We start from the raw sequence: 20,740 nt of genomic DNA, 5'->3' as shown, positions 1-20,740 counted from the left end.
ATTACTTGATGCTTTTATCAGATGTACTTAATTTATTTAGTAGTTTATTTTAAAATGTATTGTAGAATAGAATTCCACTAATTAAACTTTGCTTCTAAAATGTTGTGCCCTAACTTTTTAGAAAGGGCACAGCATGACGTTTTTTTAAATTTTATTCTGATGTGCCTAAATAAATGTATCCATTAAAAGGTTCTAGAATTTTACCTGTTTCTTTATCTGTAGCAGAAATGATATAGTAGTACGTACCAGTAGGTAATACTCCCGATTTTCCAAATGATCCGTCAGGTGCTTCACCACCCCAGGTATTTTGATAATCTTTTATCTCTGCGACTTTAGTTCCCCAACGGTTGAAGATCATAATGTCAAAAGTAAACGTGCAATATTCTACACCAGTAATTTCGAAGTAATCATTTACACCATCACCATTGGCGGTTACGGCTTTAGATAATACAATTTCTCCTCTGCCACATGGTACACATTCTGTATCTACAATAATTGTGAAGTCTACATAATACTTACACGTACCTTCAATAGAGCTATAGGCTATTTTGTATTCACCAGGCTCATGCTTCATAGGGTCGAAATAATTTTCTTCTAAAATAACATCGCCTTCGAGAATCATAAATGTACCATTACGGTCAAAATCTGATGGTAAGTAATTTAATAGGTCAATAACCTGTTCTTCAATACATATGTTAATAGTTACTTCTTCTAATTTTGGCTGAAGAACAAAGATTATTTGTTCAAAAGAAGCGGTGTTGTTACAAGAGTCGGTTACATTCCATGTTCTGATAATCATATAATCATCAGAATCAGTAGCCGATTGTATTTCTTCATTGAAAACAACATCATAATTATCACATCCACCACTAAATACTAATTGCGGAACCTCAGGTATATCATCACCACATATAATGGTAATTTCTTCTTCAAAAGGCGAACTTACAATTGGCCCAGTAGGTTCTATCGTTATTACTTGTGTATGTTCTTCGGTATTACCAGCACAATCACTTACACTCCAAGTTCTTGTTACCGTATACCCGAGAGCACAATTGGCATTGTTAGTTGTAGTTTCTTCAAACGTAACAACAACATTTGCATCACATGTATCAGATGCCGTAAGGACTGCTGCATCTGGTACCATGTTACATTCAACTGTCATACTTTGTGGTAGTGTTTCATTGAATGTAGGCGCTATGGTATCTTCAATAGTAATTACCTGTGAATGTGTACGTACATTACCAGCACAATCTGTAATTGTCCAAGTTCTTGTTATGGTAAATTCTGTTGCGCATTCATCATCTTGGCCTTCAATTAATTCCACATAATCAACAGTAATAGCACAAGTACTATTTGTTGTAATTACGAATGCATCAGGGATAGTATCACAAGCTTCAATTGTTTCATCGGTTGGCCAGCCTTCATTACCGTCGTTATCTATGATATTCACGGTTGAAATATTATTAGCAAGGATACCAACTAATGGTGAAGATATATTTTCAAGAATTACCCTGAAATTTTCTGTGTTTTCTATGATTATATCATCAATAATAGGGATTACGATGGTCTGCGTATTGGAGTTGGTACCACCAAAGGTCAATGTCTGGGTGTTACGAATAGCCTCTGTATAATCACCGGGCTGTACGGCTGTACCGTCCACGGAATAGTATTCCACGGTAAACTCATCTTGTACCTGGGCGTTAAGCACCACATCAAGAGAAACCGTACCCGCATCTTCGTTGACATCGATAGAGGTAACATCGAACTGAACACCTAAAGTAGATGGGTCGCTATCGTTATCGATGATGTTCACCGTAGCGGTATCATTTGCAAGAATACCTACAAGCGGCGTAGAGATGTTTTCCAGAATAACCTGGAAGTTCTCGGTGTACTCAATAAGCGTGTCATCAATAATAGGGATTACGATGGTCTGCGTATTGGAGTTGGTACCACCAAAGGTCAATGTCTGGGTGTTACGAATAGCCTCTGTATAATCACCGGGCTGTACGGCTGTACCGTCCACGGAATAGTATTCCACGGTAAACTCATCTTGTACCTGGGCGTTAAGCACCACATCAAGAGAAACCGTACCCGCATCTTCGTTGACATCGATAGAGGTAACATCGAACTGGACACCTAAAGTAGATGGGTCGCTATCGTTATCGATAATGTTCACCGTAGCGGTATCATTAGCAAGAATACCTACAAGCGGTGTAGAGATGTTTTCCAGAATAACCTGGAAGTTCTCGGTGTACTCAATAAGCGTATCATCAATAATAGGGATTACGATGGTCTGCGTATTGGAGTTGGTACCACCAAAAGTCAATGTTTGGGTGTTACGAATAGCCTCTGTATAATCACCGGGCTGTACGGCTGTACCGTCCACGGAATAGTATTCCACGGTAAACTCATCTTGCACTTGTGCATTAAGCACCACATCAAGAGAAACCGTACCCGCATCTTCGTTGACATCGATAGAGGTAACATCGAACTGGACACCTAAAGTAGATGGGTCGCTATCGTTATCGATAATGTTCACCGTAGCGGTATCATTGGCAAGAATACCTACAAGCGGTGTAGAGATGTTTTCCAATATAACCTGGAAGTTCTCGGTGTACTCTATAAGGATATCATCAATAATAGGGATTACGATGGTCTGCGTATTGGAGTTGGTACCCCCAAAAGTCAATGTTTGGGTGTTACGAATAGCCTCTGTATAATCACCGGGCTGTACGGCAGTACCGTCCACGGAATAGTATTCCACGGTAAACTCATCTTGCACTTGTGCATTAAGCACCACATCAAGAGAAACCGTACCCGCATCTTCGTTGACATCGATAGAGGTAACATCGAACTGAACACCTAAAGTGGATGGGTCGCTATCGTTATCGATAATGTTCACCGTAGCGGTATCATTGGCAAGAATACCTACAAGCGGCGTAGAGATATTTTCCAGAATAACCTGGAAGTTCTCGGTGTACTCTATAAGGATATCATCAATAATCGGAATTACGATGGTCTGCGTATTGGAGTTGGTACCACCAAAGGTCAATGTTTGGGTGTTACGAATAGCCTCTGTATAATCACCGGGCTGTACGGCTGTACCGTCCACGGAATAGTATTCCACGGTAAACTCATCTTGTACCTGGGCGTTAAGCACCACATCAAGAGAAACCGTACCCGCATCTTCGTTGACATCGATAGAGGTAACATCGAACTGAACACCTAAAGTAGATGGGTCGCTATCGTTATCGATGATGTTCACCGTAGCGGTATCATTTGCAAGAATACCTACAAGCGGCGTAGAGATGTTTTCCAGAATAACCTGGAAGTTCTCGGTGTACTCAATAAGCGTGTCATCAATAATAGGGATTACGATGGTCTGCGTATTGGAGTTGGTACCACCAAAGGTCAATGTCTGGGTGTTACGAATAGCCTCTGTATAATCACCGGGCTGTACGGCTGTACCGTCCACGGAATAGTATTCCACGGTAAACTCATCTTGTACCTGGGCGTTAAGCACCACATCAAGAGAAACCGTACCCGCATCTTCGTTGACATCGATCGAGGTAACATCGAACTGAACCCCTAAAGTGGATGGGTCGCTATCGTTATCGATGATGTTCACCGTAGCGGTATCATTTGCAAGAATACCTACAAGCGGCGTAGAGATATTTTCCAGAATAACCTGGAAGTTCTCGGTGTACTCTATAAGGATATCATCAATAATCGGAATTACGATGGTCTGCGTATTGGAGTTGGTACCACCAAAGGTCAATGTTTGGGTGTTACGAATAACCTCTGTATAATCACCGGGCTGTACGGCAGTACCGTCCACGGAATAGTATTCCACGGTAAACTCATCTTGTACCTGGGCATTAAGCACCACATCAAGAGAAACCGTACCCGCATCTTCGTTGACATCGATCGAGGTAACATCGAACTGAACACCTAAAGTAGAAGGGTCGCTATCGTTATCGATAATGTTCACCGTAGCGGTATCATTGGCAAGAATACCTACAAGCGGTGTAGAGATGTTTTCCAATATAACCTGGAAGTTCTCGGTGTACTCTATAAGGATATCATCAATAATAGGGATTACGATGGTCTGCGTATTGGAGTTGGTACCCCCAAAAGTCAATGTTTGGGTGTTACGAATAGCCTCTGTATAATCACCGGGCTGTACGGCAGTACCGTCCACGGAATAGTATTCCACGGTAAACTCATCTTGCACTTGTGCATTAAGCACCACATCAAGAGAAACCGTACCCGCATCTTCGTTGACATCGATAGAGGTAACATCGAACTGAACCCCTAAAGTAGAAGGGTCGCTATCGTTATCGATGATGTTCACCGTAGCGGTATCATTGGCAAGAATACCTACAAGCGGCGTAGAGATATTTTCCAGAATAACCTGGAAGTTCTCGGTGTACTCAATAAACGTATCATCAATAATAGGGATTACGATGGTCTGCGTATTGGAGTTGGTACCACCAAAGGTCAATGTTTGTGTGTTACGAATAGCCTCTGTATAATCACCGGGCTGTACGGCAGTACCGTCCACGGAATAGTATTCCACGGTAAACTCATCTTGCACTTGTGCATTAAGCACCACATCAAGAGAAACCGTACCCGCATCTTCGTTGACATCGATAGAGGTAACATCGAACTGAACCCCTAAAGTAGAAGGGTCGCTATCGTTATCGATAATGTTCACCGTAGCGGTATCATTGGCAAGAATACCTACAAGCGGTGTAGAGATGTTCTCCAGAATAACCTGGAAGTTCTCGGTGTACTCAATAAACGTATCATCAATAATAGGGATTACGATGGTCTGCGTATTGGAGTTGGTACCACCAAAGGTCAATGTTTGTGTGTTACGAGGTACCCCGGTATAATCATTACCTTCAATGGTAGTACCATCGACAGTATAGTATTCCACGGTAAACTCATCTTGCACTTGTGCATTAAGCACCACATCAAGAGAAACCGTACCCGCATCTTCGTTGACATCGATAGAGGTGACATCGAACTGAACACCTAAAGTGGATGGGTCGCTATCGTTATCAATGATGTTCACCGTAGCGGTATCATTAGCAAGAATACCCAACAAAGGTGTTGATATATTCTCAAGCAATACTTGGAAGTTCTCGGTGTACTCAATAAGCGTATCATCAATAATAGGAATTACGATGGTCTGTGTATTAGAGTTGGTACCCCCAAAAGTTAATGTCTGGGTGTTACGAGGTACCCCGGAATAGTCACTACCTTCAATTGTAGTGCCATCAACAGTGTAGTATTCCACGGTAAACTCATCTTGCACTTGTGCATTAAGCACCACATCAAGAGAAACCGTACCCGCATCTTCGTTGACATCAATTGAAGTAACATCGAACTGGACACCAATAGTAGATGGGTCACTATCGTTGTCAATAATGTTAATAGTTCCTTGGTTATCATTTATAGCAATTAATGAAGTTGATAAATTAGAAAGGTTTACATAAAAATTCTCTGTAGATTCTAATAAACTATCATCAATAATAGCAACAGTTATTGGATGTATTTCTCCATTGTTACCTGCGAAAGTCAACTGACCAGTACTAGTGGTATAATCACCTGGTTGAACTGCAGAATCGTCGGCAGTAGCATAGTCAAGGGTAAATCCACCTTGAACGTTACCAGTTAATAGCACATTTATTGTTGCCGTACCGTCCGCTTCATTAACGGTGATATTATCATTTTGGAATGATATACCCGTTGTACCAGGGATGTTGTCATTGTCCGTAATATTAATATTGCCCTGATTATCGTTTATGGCAATCAAAGTAGTAGAAAGGTTAGAAAGGTTAACAAATAGTCTTTCCGTAGCTTCAATAACATTATCGTCAATAATAGCAACTGTTATCGGTTGTATTTCTCCATTGTTACCTGCGAAAGTCAACTGACCAGTACTAGTGGTGTAATCACCTGGTTGAACTGCAGAATCGTCGGCAGTAGCATAGTCAAGCGTAAATCCACCTTGAACGTTACCGGTTAATAGCACATTTATTGTTGCCGTACCGTCCGCTTCATTAACGGTGATATTATCATTTTGGAATGATATACCCGTTGTACCAGGGATATTGTCATTGTCCGTAATATTAATATTGCCCTGATTATCGTTTATGGCGATCAAAGTAGTAGAAAGGTTAGAAAGGTTAACGAATAGTCTTTCCGTAGCTTCAATAACATTATCGTCAATAATAGCAACTGTTATCGGTTGTATTTCTCCATTGTTACCTGCGAAAGTCAACTGACCAGTACTAGTGGTATAATCACCTGGTTGAACTGCAGAATCGTCGGCAGTAGCATAGTCAAGCGTAAATCCACCTTGAACGTTACCAGTTAATAGCACATTTATTGTTGCCGTACCGTCCGCTTCATTAACGGTGATATTATCATTTTGGAATGATATACCCGTTGTACCAGGGATGTTGTCATTGTCCGTAATATTAATATTGCCCTGATTATCGTTTATGGCGATCAAAGTAGTAGAAAGGTTAGAAAGGTTAACGAATAGTCTTTCCGTAGCTTCAATAACATTATCGTCAATAATAGCAACAGTTATTGGATGTATTTCTCCATTGTTACCTGCGAAAGTCAACTGACCAGTACTAGTGGTGTAATCACCTGGTTGAACTGCAGAATCGTCGGCAGTAGCATAGTCAAGGGTAAATCCACCTTGAACGTTACCAGTTAATAGCACATTTATTGTTGCCGTACCGTCCGCTTCATTAACGGTGATATTATCATTTTGGAATGATATACCCGTTGTACCAGGGATATTGTCATTGTCCGTAATATTAATATTGCCCTGATTATCGTTTATGGCGATCAAAGTAGTAGAAAGGTTAGAAAGGTTAACGAATAGTCTTTCGGTAATCTCAATACTATTATCATCAATAATAGCAACTGTTATCGGTTGTATTTCTCCATTGTTACCTGCGAAAGTCAACTGACCAGTACTAGTGGTGTAATCACCAGGTTGAACTGCAGAATCGTCGGCAGTAGCATAGTCAAGCGTAAATCCACCTTGAACGTTACCGGTTAATAGCACATTTATTGTTGCCGTACCGTCCGCCTCATTAACGGTGATATTATCATTTTGGAACGATATACCAGTTGTACCAGGGATGTTGTCATTGTCCGTAATATTAATATTGCCCTGATTATCGTTTATGGAAATCAAAGTAGTGGAAAGGTTAGAAAGGTTAACGAATAGTCTTTCCGTAGCTTCAATAATATTATCATCTATAATAGCAACTGTTATAGGATGTATTTCTCCATTGTTACCTGCGAAAGTCAACTGACCAGTACTAGTGGTATAATCACCAGGTTGAACTGCAGAATCGTCGGCAGTAGCATAGTCAAGGGTAAATCCGCCTTGAACGTTACCGGTTAATAGCACATTTATTGTTGCCGTACCGTCCGCTTCATTAACCGTGATATTATCATTTTGGAATGATATACCAGTTGTACCTGGGATATTATCATTATCATTTATAGTACCATTAGCAGTATTGGTTGGTTGTTGATCAACAAAACCAACACCCAAATTAGACTGAATATTTGAAAGTGTTAAAGTGAAATTTTCAGCAGCTTCAATGATGTTGTCATCGATAATGGGTACATCTATATTAATACTGTTTGTAGCACTGTTAAATGTAATTGTACCTGTAGATAACGTGTAATCATTAGGTTGAATAGCTGTTCCATTGGTCGTTGCATAGTTTACAGTAACGTTTTGACCAGGAGCAATGTTTCCTGTAAAAGTAACCGTAAAGCGTGCAAAAGTATGTATACCTTCAGTAACTATTATATTATTATCAGAGAAGGAAACACCTATAGTTCCTGGTATATTATCATTATCCGTAATAGATATTACTCCTTGGTCGTCATTAATAGGAGGCGTGTTCGTACCATTAGATAATTGAGCAAAAAATTGCTCTGTAACTTCAATAAGAGTATCGTCATTGATTGTAAAAGAAATCGTCTTTACTTCATTGTTTGTACCTGCAAATGAAATGGAATTTGACTGGGCAATATAATCTCCTGGTTGAATAGCAGAATCATCTAAAGTAGTATAGTTTACTGTGAAACCACCTGATACAGAACCGGTATGCGTAATTTGTAAGGTAGCCGTTCCTGCATTTTCATTTACTGAAACATCAGAAATTTTAAGTCCAATTGGATCACCATTTTCACTTACGAAAATTTGTTGAGTATGACTAGCGCTATTTCCTGCACAGTCATTAATAGTCCAAGTTCTTATGATGGTGTAAGTAGTACTGTTATTATCACCAATATAAGATTCATTAAAGTTAACTGTGGCATTCGAATCGCAATTGTCGTTGGCAGATAATACTGGTGCTACCGGTATGTTATTATGTGCTGCGTACGAATCTTGTGGTAAAGATTCATTGAACGTAGGAGCAGTATTGTCTTCTATAGTAATTACCTGGGTAAATGTTGAACTTACTCTACCACAAGCATCTGTAAAAGTCCAAGTATTAGTAAATGTACCTTCTGTAGGGCATGAGCCCGATGGTACAAATGGCCCAGCAATTTTATCTAAAGTAAAGTCACAAATAGCGGTATCTGGCTCTAGTGTATTGGCATTATTATAGCCTGTTATATTATCGCAAGATACAGTTCTGTTTAAGGCATTTGGAGCTGTTGACCAATTTACTTGGGCAGGTTGCTGTACATCAATTATTGTAGGGTCATGTGAACCTATACCACAAGAGTCCGTTGTATATGAACTATTTGTAGTAATAGGATTTGAATTTGTTACTCCGCTATAAGTAGCCGTTGCTTGTAATTCAAAACTAGCTGTACATGCCGTTTCCAGGAAATAACACTGCTCACGTATCTCAATATCAAAATTGAGATCATAATTATCACCCATATCAGTGAAACCGTTCTGTACATTAAAGGTTAATGTCCTTGTAGTTGGGTCATAAGAATGCGTAACGCCTGCTGGTAAAACACCTACGCCAGAAAAGTCAGCTTCTATAGGTAAAATAGAGGAAATTTCTAAATTTTGAATATCGTCGTTTCCTGTATTTGTAACATTAAGTGTTAATGGAATAATATCACCTGCATTAAAAGGACCAGTTGCATTGGTATTTAAACTTAATGCACCTAAACTTGGTTGATACACATCAACACTCATTCCCATTAAATATAGACCATATGATTCTTGGTCAGTAGTAATTTTAAATCTTGCAAATGTTTGGTCATTATCAATGTACCTATTTCCAACATTGTCTAAAGGAAATACAGTAGCATCAAAACCTAAGGTGTTTGTACTTGCAGCATTTCTATTTACATAATTTAGTCCGTCTAAAGTAATTCGGCTATTGAAGAAGTTATCTTCATCTCTTAACGCTGTTGAAAGTTTAGACCAGTTGTTGCTAGAATCATAAATCAATAATTGATCACCAGATAAGTCACGGTCACCTTCTAAAGCGCCTAACATAACGTCTGCATTTACATTTCCATTCGGAATTGTTTCAAAACCACTGAAATTAAATTCTGTTTCACCAGCACCGTTAGATGCAAAAGTGTGTACATAACCATCGTAAAGTGTAATGTTTTTAGGGTCTAAAGACACGTTTTCATATACAAATACAATTTGCCAACCACCAGATGTGCCAGTTACATTTGCAATACCATGAGAGCGTAAATCTCTTTCTGTTGCTTTTACGTTACCTACTTGATACGAACCAAAAGGAGAGGCAAGTGCGTTTATATCATCGGTTATATCTTTAATACATACATATGGGTCGTTTTGGAAATGATCATTGCGACCTCTATAAATTACTTCATCGGCAGATATAGTAGTATAGGCAGATTGTCCTGGCAACATTAACTTAATTTGGTTATAGTTCCAAGATGGTTCCGTTGCTCCACCACCAGTAGTACCATCATATTCTTTGTCTGCAGCAGCCCAATAGATATATGCTTTTTTAATATTTAAACAACTTAGTGATGGCTCAGGATTTACTAAGTTTGCGTTAGTTGAGTTGAATGTGGTTGGGTCCGAATCTATATCAACAAAAACGTTATTATTGAAATTGTGATTGCCATCTTCACCGTTATAATTACCAGTAGCGGTTCTAGAAAGAACATTATTGGCAATCATGGTGAAATCTCCATTAATACTACCTTGATAGCGAATTTCGAACTCCTTTTTTAAATTTGTATCATTAACATATATATTTACTACAGCTGTATCTGTAGAACCATTGGAATCCGTAATTCTGTAGGTAAAAGAATCATTTCCATTAAAAGAAGGACTTGGTTGATATTCAAAATAATCATCCGTACTATTACTAGGTGTACCATTATCTCTAATTACAACGGTTCCGTTTATTGGGCTAGCAACAATTTGTAATGGATTTACCGCCGCAGGGCCATCAAAACCATAATCATCGTTTGCTAAAATGGGCATATCAGTTGTGCCAAATACCACAAATGCATCATCAACAGCATTAGGTTGGTGATTAATATCTATTATGGTACCTGTTGCAGTTGCATTGCTTATTGAAATTAATGAAGGAGTTACTTGAGTAATTGTAGCACTCAAGTTTTCATTACCTTCTAAAATGGCATCTTGTACTATATTAACTGGTACTTGAACAACTTGGCCAGTAGTCCCGCTAAAACTTAAAGTACCTGTTGGCGATGAAACAGTGTAATCTGATCCCGATGTGGCTGTGCCATTTGAAATTTGATAATTTACCGTAAACCCACCCTGAATAGGTTTTCCAGTATAGGTAAAATTAAAATTAGCGGTTGAGTTGTACTCATTGACAGAGAAACCAGACACCGCAATACTACCATTATCATCGTTAACAATTGTACCTATTGCCTGTGAACCGGTAGGCGAAATAGCCACCTGACTAACAGATGGGTTAGAAATAACTATTCTTAAATCTTCATTATTTTCAATAAAATTATCCCCAATAACATTTACTACGACAGACCGTATTTCGTTATCTATACCACTAAAGGTTAAAGTACCGGTAGGGGCTGTTACATTGTAATCTACATTAGAAGTGGTAGATATATCGGTAATGGTGTAATTAACGGTGAAACCTCCTGTAACTCTATCACCTAGATAAATGACATCAAAATTAGCACCATTAGTCTGTTCAATAATACTAAACCCTGAGACTGACAGTACACCACCATCGTCATCTGTAATAATACCAGTAGCACTATTATTCAATAATCCAATATTTACATTAGAACGAATAGCAATCAGGTTTACAAAATAGTTTTCTTCATTCTCCACAGTATTGTCACTTATAATAGGGACAACAATATTTCTTAATTTATTTACATTCGTAAAAGTTAAGGTTTGAACGGTAGGGTTAGGTGTAAAATCTGTAGCATTTGCAGCTGTACCATTATTTACAAAATAGTCTACTTGTATAGATTCTCCAGTATCAATATCACCTTTAAATTCAACAACGAAGGTTGCGGAAACTGAATCACCCGGATCACCCTCTACAACGGTAACAGTAAGATTTTGAAAATCAATTCCACTTGTTGGGGTATTGTCATTATCTGTAATTGTACCTGTGCCATTTGCATCAACAATATTTATTAATGTAGTTGACAAATTTGATAGTTGTATGTTCAGTTCCTCATTTGCTTCAATAAAAGTATCTTCTAAAATAGTAACTGCAACTAATTGTTGGTCACCGTTTGCTGTACCGGCCGGAAATAAAATTTGACCATTTAAAACTGCATTGTAATCTTTTCCAGAAGTAGCGGTACCATTTGAAATTGTATAGTCTACGGTAAAACCATTTTGTACCGTATTTCCATTATAGGTAATTATAAAATTAGAACTACCTGCAGATTCGGCTACTGAGAAATCTGAAGTCGATAAGCCTGTGGTAGGTGTTTTTATATCATTATCAGTTATGGTACCAATGCCATTAGCATCTACCAGGTTTATTAAAGTCGTAGAAAGATTTGATAGGTTAAAATTAAATGTCTCATTGTTTTCAATAATCAAATCTTCAATAATAGTTACACTTACCGTTTGTTGGTCACCATTAATAGTCCCCGCAGGGAAATTTATTACTCCAGTTGATACTGCGCTATAATCTGTACCTGAAGCTGTGGTTACATCTGTAATCGTATAATCTACAGAGAATGCATTTTGAATTTCCGGACCATTATAGGTGATAACAAAATTGCTGTTTCCTGCGGCTTCATTTACGTTAAGGTCAGCTACGGATAAACCTGTTGTAGTGGTTTTTGTATCATTATCTAGTATTGTTCCAATAGCAGTCGCATCAACTAAATTTAATAGGCTAGTAGAAATATTTGTAAGTTCAAAATTGATGTTCTCACTTCCTTCTATTACAAGATCATCAATTATAATAACATTAATAGACTGTGTAGCACCATTTGTTGTGCCGGCCGGAAAAGAAATTTGACCCGTTAACAAAGCGGTGTAATCCGACCCAGAAATTGCGGTGCCATTTGTAATGATATAATCAGCCGTAAATGCATTTTTTACATTACTACCGTTATAAGTTACTACAAAGTTTGCCGAGGCTAGTGACTCGTTAACACTAAAATCAGAAACAGATAAACCGGTAGTAGGGGTAGTATCATTATCAATGATCGTACCTGTGGCATTGGCATCAGCAATAGCAATTTGACTATTGGAACTATTTGATAAAAGAATATTTAAACTTTCATTACCTTCTATAACCGTATCATCGGTAATAGCTAAAAGTATAGGTTGTATGTCGCCATTAACTGTACCTGCAGGAAAAGTAACTTGACCAGTAAGATTTACATTATAGTCCGTTCCAGCTGTTGTAGTTGCATCTGTAATGGCATAATCTACTGTAAAAGAATCTTGAACATTAGGACCGGTGTAGGTAACTAAGAAATCTACAGTGCCGACATTTTCATTAATTGAAAAGTCTGTAATAGATATACCTTCGCCCGCCAATGGAGTATTAACATTTGTAATTGTACCGCTTGCCGTATCTGTAATATTACCAGCATTTGTTGAAGCATTAGTCATACCCAATGTAAAAGTCTCATCGTTTTCAATAAGAGCATCGTCAATTGCGGGTACTAGCAAACTTGTACTTACTGTGTTAATAGGTATCGAAAAATTAGCAACAGAAGTATAATCTAAACCTGTTGTTGTAATATTTGAATACGATAAATCAAATGTTATCACTTCATTTACTGCATGCGAAAGAGTAACTATAAAGTCAAGATTGTTGCCTTCGGCAATAGTTGCATCGGCAATAGTAATAACTGGTTTTATAAAAAGAATTACTTCATTTGTAATTGTATCTGGAGTACATAAATTCTCGCTATCTGTTGCTATTAATCTATATTGATTAGAATGTTCTGTACTAGTAATGGCAGTTAACGTAAGTGTGGTAGTAGTAGCACCTGAATAAATTCCGCTATCTGCAATGGGTGTCCATGAGGATCCATCATCAGTACTCAATTCCCACTGGTATGTTAAAGCGGTACCGGTGATCGCAGTATTAAAGGTTACATTGTCTCCAATATTAGCAATTTGATCTATAGGTTGCGTATTTACGGAAACAGTTTGATTTGCATTCGTAACTTTGCTATCAGTACCTGTATAACCTCCTTGACCGGTTACTTGGCCAGTTACATTGTCTACGACTATTGGGGAATTACCTAAATAGCCGTCACCATCAGGGTCTGTATGGCCGGCTTCAATGGCATCATTACATCCGTCACCATCACTATCAGCATCCAAATGATCAGGAAGGTTGTCAGTATCAGTATCTTGTTCTAAGCAAGATGATAATCTTAAGGTTAGATCATCAAATACCGAATAGGCAACATTGCCATCACTTTGTTGGTTATAGGCATAGATACGTACGGTATATGTAGTACTTTCTTCTAAGTAATATTTTACCCCGTTTTGGGTTAAATCGAAAAATTCAGAAACTCCGTTCGTTGGATAGTTAATACGTACATCTGAGTTTAGTAGGGAAGACGTTACAAAGTTATCCTTAGAAATTGCAATAGCCGCATCATAGGCATTACCAATAGTGGTTCCATCAGAATTTTGAAACCAATTTAAGCCCATACGCTCTATAACCGGATAAGTTAAATCAGTACCAGTTGTAAAACTAATTTCAATGTAATCGTTGTTGGCTAGGGCTTCAGGGTAATTATTTCCTTCTAAATCATTAATCTGTAATTCTGCTCCTGGTGAGGCATCTGTTAATCCACTACCTACGATTATATCTGAAGCGGAAGAAATTAGCCAATTTGTTATGGCCGGATTTTGAACATAATCAACCTGTATTGTACCAATTGGAGAATTAAACTCCCATGCCAGGTAGTCATCATCTATACATTCTACAGCCTCTTCTGAATCTAAAATACCATCATTATCATCATCTAAATCTACAGCATCCCTTACCCCATCATTATCTGAATCTAAATCATCATCATTAATTGTAATAGTAGAAGAAGCAGGTAAAAATGAAATTTGTTGCGGTACATAGTTTGCCAAAGAAAGAATTGCTGGGTTATACGCAGGTGTTATCACAAAGTTCTCCTGTGGCTCAGTAACAGTATCATCTAGAATAGTAAATGATTCAGTGAAATTTTCGCCATCTGTACCTATAAATGCAATGGTTCCAGACTTTGTTGTGTAATCAGAAGCAGAAATGGCGGTGTTGTCATTCGTTGTAAAATCTATGTTGAATGCATTTTGAACATCACCAATTAAAGTAAATGAAATATCGGTATTACCACTATTTTCTAATATACTGGCATCTGTTAAATTTATTATAGCCGTATCGTTATCATGTATTCTTAATGATGATCTTTCTGTATTGATAGTTACTCTAGAAGGTCCGGATCCATATTTAGTAGCTTCTGTAGCGTTTTGAGATTTTACACCATGGAACTCTTCAGATGGTTCTACAATGGTATCATCCATAGTAGGTACATCAATAAAAACTTGACTACCAGCTATAGACCCAGCAGGGAATGTTACAGTGGTATTAAATATATTAAAATCAGACCCATCTATAGCTGCACTCACAGAAGCTGCGTGGTCTTGAACTTCAAAATTTACAGTATATGTATCTTCTATACCAACATATTGTCTACCTCCAGAGTTTGTGCCTGTAGATAAAGACAGTCCGTAAGCTATAGTACCACCCTCGGTAATATCATAATTACCACCAATAACATGAGCAACATCGGTATCTATAATTGTACCAATACCTTGTCTATCTCCAAAATTTACATCGTTTGTATTTCTTGAAAAGTATACTGCAAATTGCTGCTGAGTAGTTTCTACCCAATCATCATCTTCCGCAACTACTGTAAAGTTTACAGAAGTTGCTAGTGGTGGAATGGTTACTGTTGTTGGGCCTGTAAAATCTGCATTTGTAGTACTTAAATTTACGTATGTTAGGTTAAAGGTTCTACTTGTAAAAAATAAAGGCGTTGTTGTTGTTAAGGTAAAAGTCATATTGCCACCTTCCGTAGCGCTAGCATCAGAAATATTATAACAGTATTCATCAATTGAACCATCACCATCATCATCAATGCCATTACCACAAATTTCTGTAACAAAACCTAAACAAAGGTTGTCAAGAAAAACCGTGCCATCAGTATTGTTCACTATTTGAACTTGAAAAAACGCTGTGCCTGCAGGAGCTGTTGAGGTATAATTGCTTTGTTTGTAATTATTAAGACCATCTGCCGCAATTAAGAAATTATCAACGCCTTGTAAATTGGAGCCACCGTTAAAATAGGCTATAGCAATTTCTATGTCTCCTGTGTTTCCTAATGTTTTTTCGTAAAGGCTAAAATGTAGAACATCGCCTGGATTTATGACGTAGCTTGAAGTTGCCACTAAAGCCCCTGTAGTTGGTAAGGAAGCTGATGAAGTACCAGCTAAAGCATTAGCAGGATTAGTATCTACCAATGAACCAGATTGAAATACATAATTATTAGTGCCGTCTTCAAAACCACCATTGTCATTCTCACATTGGGCCCTTAAAAAAGTACTAAATAAACAAAATAGCATGCAGAAAATAACTGCGGTTAATTTTTTGGTCATAAATTTCGATTCAGAAACTATAATCTCTTAAACCTTAACATTTAGGAAAATGTTATAAATGGTTTTAACATTATCCTAAAGTCTAGGTGTAACTAATTCATATTTCAAAGTAGATATGGAAAACAGTATTCTGCTATTACAAGAATAAATATTTTAGTAATCTACACGAGCTTTTGATGTGTTGTTCATCGATGAGCGTACAGTGGCTAAATAACGATGAATGTTCGTTAAAATTTAATTGTTGTTGTGAAGCTCTTGAAATTTGTGGTTTTTAATTTGTAGTCCAATTCTTTCTTTATTTTTTTAAAAGTATGATACTAATTAGTTAAGTCTTATAAATAACTGAAAATCAGCATATTAATATGTGTTGATTTTTGATTTTATTATAATATTTGAATTAATAGTAGATTTTATACTTTTAATTGTTTTGTTGTAGAGTGTTAAAATAGTTGTTAAACAATTGAAAAAAGTACAGTTAATTACTAGGGTTAATCGACTGAATACAGGGGGTTAAGGACGTAATTATATGAAAAACATGGAATGATGTTTTACCGTAATTTTAACAAATTAAAGTATAGTTAAAAACACCCTTTAATAGGTATTAAAAGGTGCTATTTTCATATTAGTGCTCTAACTAAATTGTTAGAAAATTTACTGTGGAATACTCCGTTTTTGGGTAACATAATTATGATTTTGAATACTATTTAATTAGAGAATTAGTAGTGATGAATAGCTTTTTTTTTAATAAAATTTTACTTTAAGTTTTAAAAATGAATTATTTTGTTTGTTTGTTAAATGGTGTAAATAGGTCATTATTTCATATTTTTAACATTCACTTAATGTTGGCGTAAGGCCACAAGCATGACCCAAAATATAAAAAACATTGCCATTATTGGCTCGGGACTCGTAGGTTCTTTACTCGCGATCTACTTAAAAAGATACGGACATCAAATTACTGTTTTTGATAGAAGACCGGATATTAGAAATATTGAATTTTCGGGTAGATCTATTAATCTTGCGATGAGCAATAGAGGTTGGAATGCACTGAAAACAGTTGGAATAGAAGAGGAAATAAAAAAAATAGCCATACCGCTATATAAAAGAGCAATGCATGTAATTGGCCAGCCAGAATATTATCAAAAATATGGTAAGGATGGAGAAGCTATTTGGTCAATTTCTAGAGGAGTTCTTAATAAACGAATGATAGATCTTGCAGAAAAAAACGGTGTAGATTTTCGTTTTGAAGAAAAAGTTTGGGATATAGATTTGCCAGAGGCCAAAGTATTTACCGGGGACAGTGAAAAGGGAGAGTGGACAGAGTATCCATTTGATTTGGTTTTTGGCTGTGACGGTGCATTCTCAAGAGTACGGCATAAAATGCAGCGCCGCAGTAGGTTTGATTATTCACAAGACTTTATTGATGTAGGTTATAAAGAATTAACGATTCCTGCCAACAGTGATGGTACGCATAAATTAGATAAAAATTCTTTTCATATTTGGCCACGGGGCAAGTTTATGTTTATTGCAATGCCAAACCTAGATGGTAGTTTTACGTGTACCTTGTTTATGCCCTTTGAGGGAAACGTTTCTTTTGATAGTATAAAGACTAAAAAAGATGCAGTTCATTTTTTCAAAACTTATTTCCCGAATGTAAAAGATGAAATAGAGAACCTTACTGAAGATTTTTTTAAAAACCCTACCAGCGCCATGGTAACAATGAAATGCTACCCATGGACTTATTGGGACAAAGTTGCTCTTGTCGGTGACTCTGCCCATGCTATAGTACCGTTTTACGGCCAGGGAATGAATGCTGGCTTTGAAGATATTTTTGTATTAGATGAAATAATTCAAGAATTGGGTAACGATTGGGAACGTATTTTTACCACCTATCAAGAAAGACGCAAACCAAATGCCGATGCCATTGCAGAGTTGAGCTATCGAAATTTTGTAGAAATGAGTAGTAAAACCGCAGATGCCAATTTCTTACTTCAAAAGAAAATTGAAAAACACTTTGCTGCCAAGCATCCGGAGAAATGGGTTCCGGCATATAGTAGGGTTACTTTTTCCAATAGACCTTATGCGGAAGCACTTGCAGAGGGTGATGCTCAAGAAGAGATTATGCAAGAAGTCATGAAAACAACTGGTATTGCAGAAAAATGGAATAGTAAGGAAGTAGAAGAGCTTATGCTTAAACTCTTGGGTTAACTACCTGTTAGACTTCATTTCACTTTTGCGCATTGGCATACTGTCAATTAAGTCAAAGAGTTGTTGTATTTTAAAAGGATAAGGGCTATTTGATTTTATGCCGCCATCTTTTCCAATTAAAGCATAGCCATCATAGGATTTTGGTAGCCAATTAGATTTCTTGATATTTGTGGCTTTACCGTTGGTGGTATAAAATACATTGTCTTTGTAGACAAAAACATGTATATCTCTTTCGTTTATTCCAGAAGAGTTGTTTTTAACAATTTCCAAGGCAGATTTTACATCGGTAATATTAGCATCACTTTTATAAAGAATTACTATTCTATTCTTCCATTGGAAATCAGATAAATTTTGGGCTCCTGCATTTATGCTTAACATCATAATAAAAATTAAGCTGATCTTTAATAAATTCATAATAATGAATTTAAACAAAAAAAGCCATCTTTTAAGGATGGCTTTTTTAAATATGTAGCATGTATGCTATTATAATTTAGCGAACATTTTTTTCATTTTTTCACTTTCTTCTTCAGCTAACGTTGGGTCTACCAAAATACGACCACTATGTTCATCGGTGATAATTTTCTTTCTAGAAGCAATTTCTACCTGTACTTGAGGTGGAATAGTAAAGAAAGAACCACCAGATGCACCTCTTTCAATTGGAACAACAGCTAAGCCATTCTTTACATTGTTGCGAATACGAGCATATGCTTTAACCAAACGTTCTTCAATTTTATCTTGAAATTTGATTGATTCCTCTAGTAATGCTTTCTCCTCTTTCTCAGTTTCCGCAAGAATTGCGTTTAATTCACTTTTTTTGTGTTTCAAATGCGAATCGCGCTCAGATAAACGCTCTTTCGTTTCAGAAATAACCGCTTTCTTTTGGTCTATTTGAGCTTTAAACTCTTTAATGTTCTTTTCAGCTAATTGTATTTCTAATTCTTGAAATTCTAATTCTTTGCTGATAGAATTAAATTCTCTACTGTTACGAACATTTTTTTGCTGCTCGCCGTATTTTTTAATTAAAGCCTTTGCCTCTTCAATAAGATTTTTCTTGGCACCGATTTCAAAATTAATATTTTCTAGGTCAGATTTAAGTTTGTCCATTCTCGTTTTTAGGCCAAGGACTTCATCTTCCAAATCTTCTACTTCTAAAGGTAGTTCTCCACGAACATTCCTTATTTCATCAACTCTAGAATCAATTAATTGCAAATCATATAATGCTCTTAACTTTGCTTCTACAGAGGAATCTTCTTTTTTTGCCATATTAAAAATAATTGATGGGATTTGTTATACTTTCCGATAAATGGACTGCAAAATTAGGAATTTTTTTCGTAAGATAATCAACTAAAAGGTTTTTTGTAAACTGCTCAGTTTCAAAGTGTCCAATATCGGCTAATACTAATTGATTTTCAGCCTCATAAAATTGATGGTATTTTAGGTCTGCAGTAATGAAAACATCGACTCCTGCTGCTTTTGCAGCTCCTATGGCAAATGAACCACTACCTCCTAATACTGCAATTTTTCTAATTGGTTTTTTTGAAAATTTTGAATGTCTAATGGTATGTGCCTTCATTTTCACCTTCAAATCCTTAAAAAATTCTATTTCAGTCACTTCTTTTTCTAATTCGCCAACCATTCCCATACCAATATATGGGTTCGTATTATCTAGGGTATGAATATCGTAGGCAACCTCTTCGTAAGGGTGGCTCGAAATTAAATCTTTAATAATAGCCCGTTCGTCATTCCTATTAAAAACGCACGTTAACAAGACTTCTTTTTCGGTGTGTATTTCACCAATAGTACCTTTTGTTGGGTTAGCTTTTTCATTTGCTAAATATGTTCCTTGGCCTTCAGTAGAAAAACTACAATTAGAATAATTACCTATTTTACCAGCTCCGGCTTTGAATATCGCCACTTTTACTTCTTCAACATGGTCAACAGGCACAAAAGTGGTTAGCTTTTTTAAGGTTTGTTTTTGTGGTATAAGGATTTTTGTATTTGTAAGGCCTAATACTTCACAAATTTTATTGTTTACACCGTGTCTTGCGTTATCCAGTGCAGTATGGTTAGTGTAAATGGCAATGTCATTTTTTATAGCTTTAATAACTACACGTTCTACATAAGTTTTACCAGTAAGTTTTTTTAATCCACTAAAAATAATAGGATGAAAACTAACAATTAAGTTACACTTTTTAGCAATAGCTTCGTCGACTACATTTTCTAAAGTATCTAAGGTAACCAGTACGCCGGTTACTTCGGTAGAAACATCACCGACTAATAATCCTACGTTGTCAAAATCTTCGGCATAGCTTAATGGGGCAAGCTCTTCTATGATGTTGGTAATATCGTTTATGGTCATTTTAATTAAAAATAAGG

Annotated in this window: 5 protein-coding genes; 1 reads left to right on the top strand and 4 read right to left on the bottom strand. The window is 36.8% G+C overall.

Annotation, left to right across the window (positions count from 1 at the left end; all coding sequences use genetic code 11):
• Window positions 1-151: 151 nt before the first annotated feature.
• Window positions 152-16,159 carry a Calx-beta domain-containing protein gene (locus BTR34_RS18690; RefSeq protein WP_074472095.1) on the bottom strand — a complete coding sequence of 5,336 codons (16,008 nt, stop codon included), beginning with the start codon at window positions 16,157-16,159 and terminating at the stop codon, window positions 152-154.
• An 861-nt stretch (window positions 16,160-17,020) separates the two neighbouring features.
• On the opposite strand from BTR34_RS18690, the gene BTR34_RS03700 reads away from it, so the two are divergent.
• Complete coding sequence (locus BTR34_RS03700) at window positions 17,021-18,364, top strand: FAD-dependent oxidoreductase (RefSeq protein ID WP_068484399.1); 1,344 nt, start codon at window positions 17,021-17,023, stop codon at window positions 18,362-18,364.
• Here the strand turns inward: BTR34_RS03700 and BTR34_RS03695 are convergent, their stop codons facing one another.
• The 3 genes from BTR34_RS03695 to BTR34_RS03685 form a co-directional block, all read right to left on the bottom strand.
• Window positions 18,365-18,778 (bottom strand): DUF4174 domain-containing protein, encoded by a 414-nt coding sequence (locus BTR34_RS03695; RefSeq protein ID WP_068484397.1) that lies wholly within the window; start codon window positions 18,776-18,778, stop codon window positions 18,365-18,367.
• A 69-nt stretch (window positions 18,779-18,847) separates the two neighbouring features.
• Window positions 18,848-19,627 carry a zinc ribbon domain-containing protein gene (locus tag BTR34_RS03690; RefSeq protein ID WP_068484395.1) on the bottom strand — a complete coding sequence of 260 codons (780 nt, stop codon included), beginning with the start codon at window positions 19,625-19,627 and terminating at the stop codon, window positions 18,848-18,850.
• A gap of 1 nt (window position 19,628) precedes the next feature.
• Window positions 19,629-20,723 (bottom strand): Nif3-like dinuclear metal center hexameric protein, encoded by a 1,095-nt coding sequence (locus BTR34_RS03685; RefSeq protein ID WP_068484393.1) that lies wholly within the window; start codon window positions 20,721-20,723, stop codon window positions 19,629-19,631.
• Between the last annotated feature and the right edge of the window lie 17 nt (window positions 20,724-20,740).

Source organism: Maribacter hydrothermalis (genome assembly GCF_001913155.1).
Taxonomy (GTDB): Bacteria; Bacteroidota; Bacteroidia; order Flavobacteriales; family Flavobacteriaceae; genus Maribacter; species Maribacter hydrothermalis.
The sequence above is the reverse complement of the archived record's forward strand: the minus strand, read 5'-3'. Positions and strand labels throughout refer to the sequence as shown.

What these genes read in the sequence shown, in the direction of transcription:
- BTR34_RS18690 (WP_074472095.1), bottom strand. Translation starts at nt 16,159, where the DNA reads ATGACCAAAAAATTAACCGCAGTTATTTTCTGCATGCTATTTTGTTTA.
- BTR34_RS03690 (WP_068484395.1), bottom strand. Translation starts at nt 19,627, where the DNA reads ATGGCAAAAAAAGAAGATTCCTCTGTAGAAGCAAAGTTAAGAGCATTA.
- BTR34_RS03700 (WP_068484399.1), top strand. Translation starts at nt 17,021, where the DNA reads ATGACCCAAAATATAAAAAACATTGCCATTATTGGCTCGGGACTCGTA.
- BTR34_RS03695 (WP_068484397.1), bottom strand. Translation starts at nt 18,778, where the DNA reads ATGAATTTATTAAAGATCAGCTTAATTTTTATTATGATGTTAAGCATA.
- BTR34_RS03685 (WP_068484393.1), bottom strand. Translation starts at nt 20,723, where the DNA reads ATGACCATAAACGATATTACCAACATCATAGAAGAGCTTGCCCCATTA.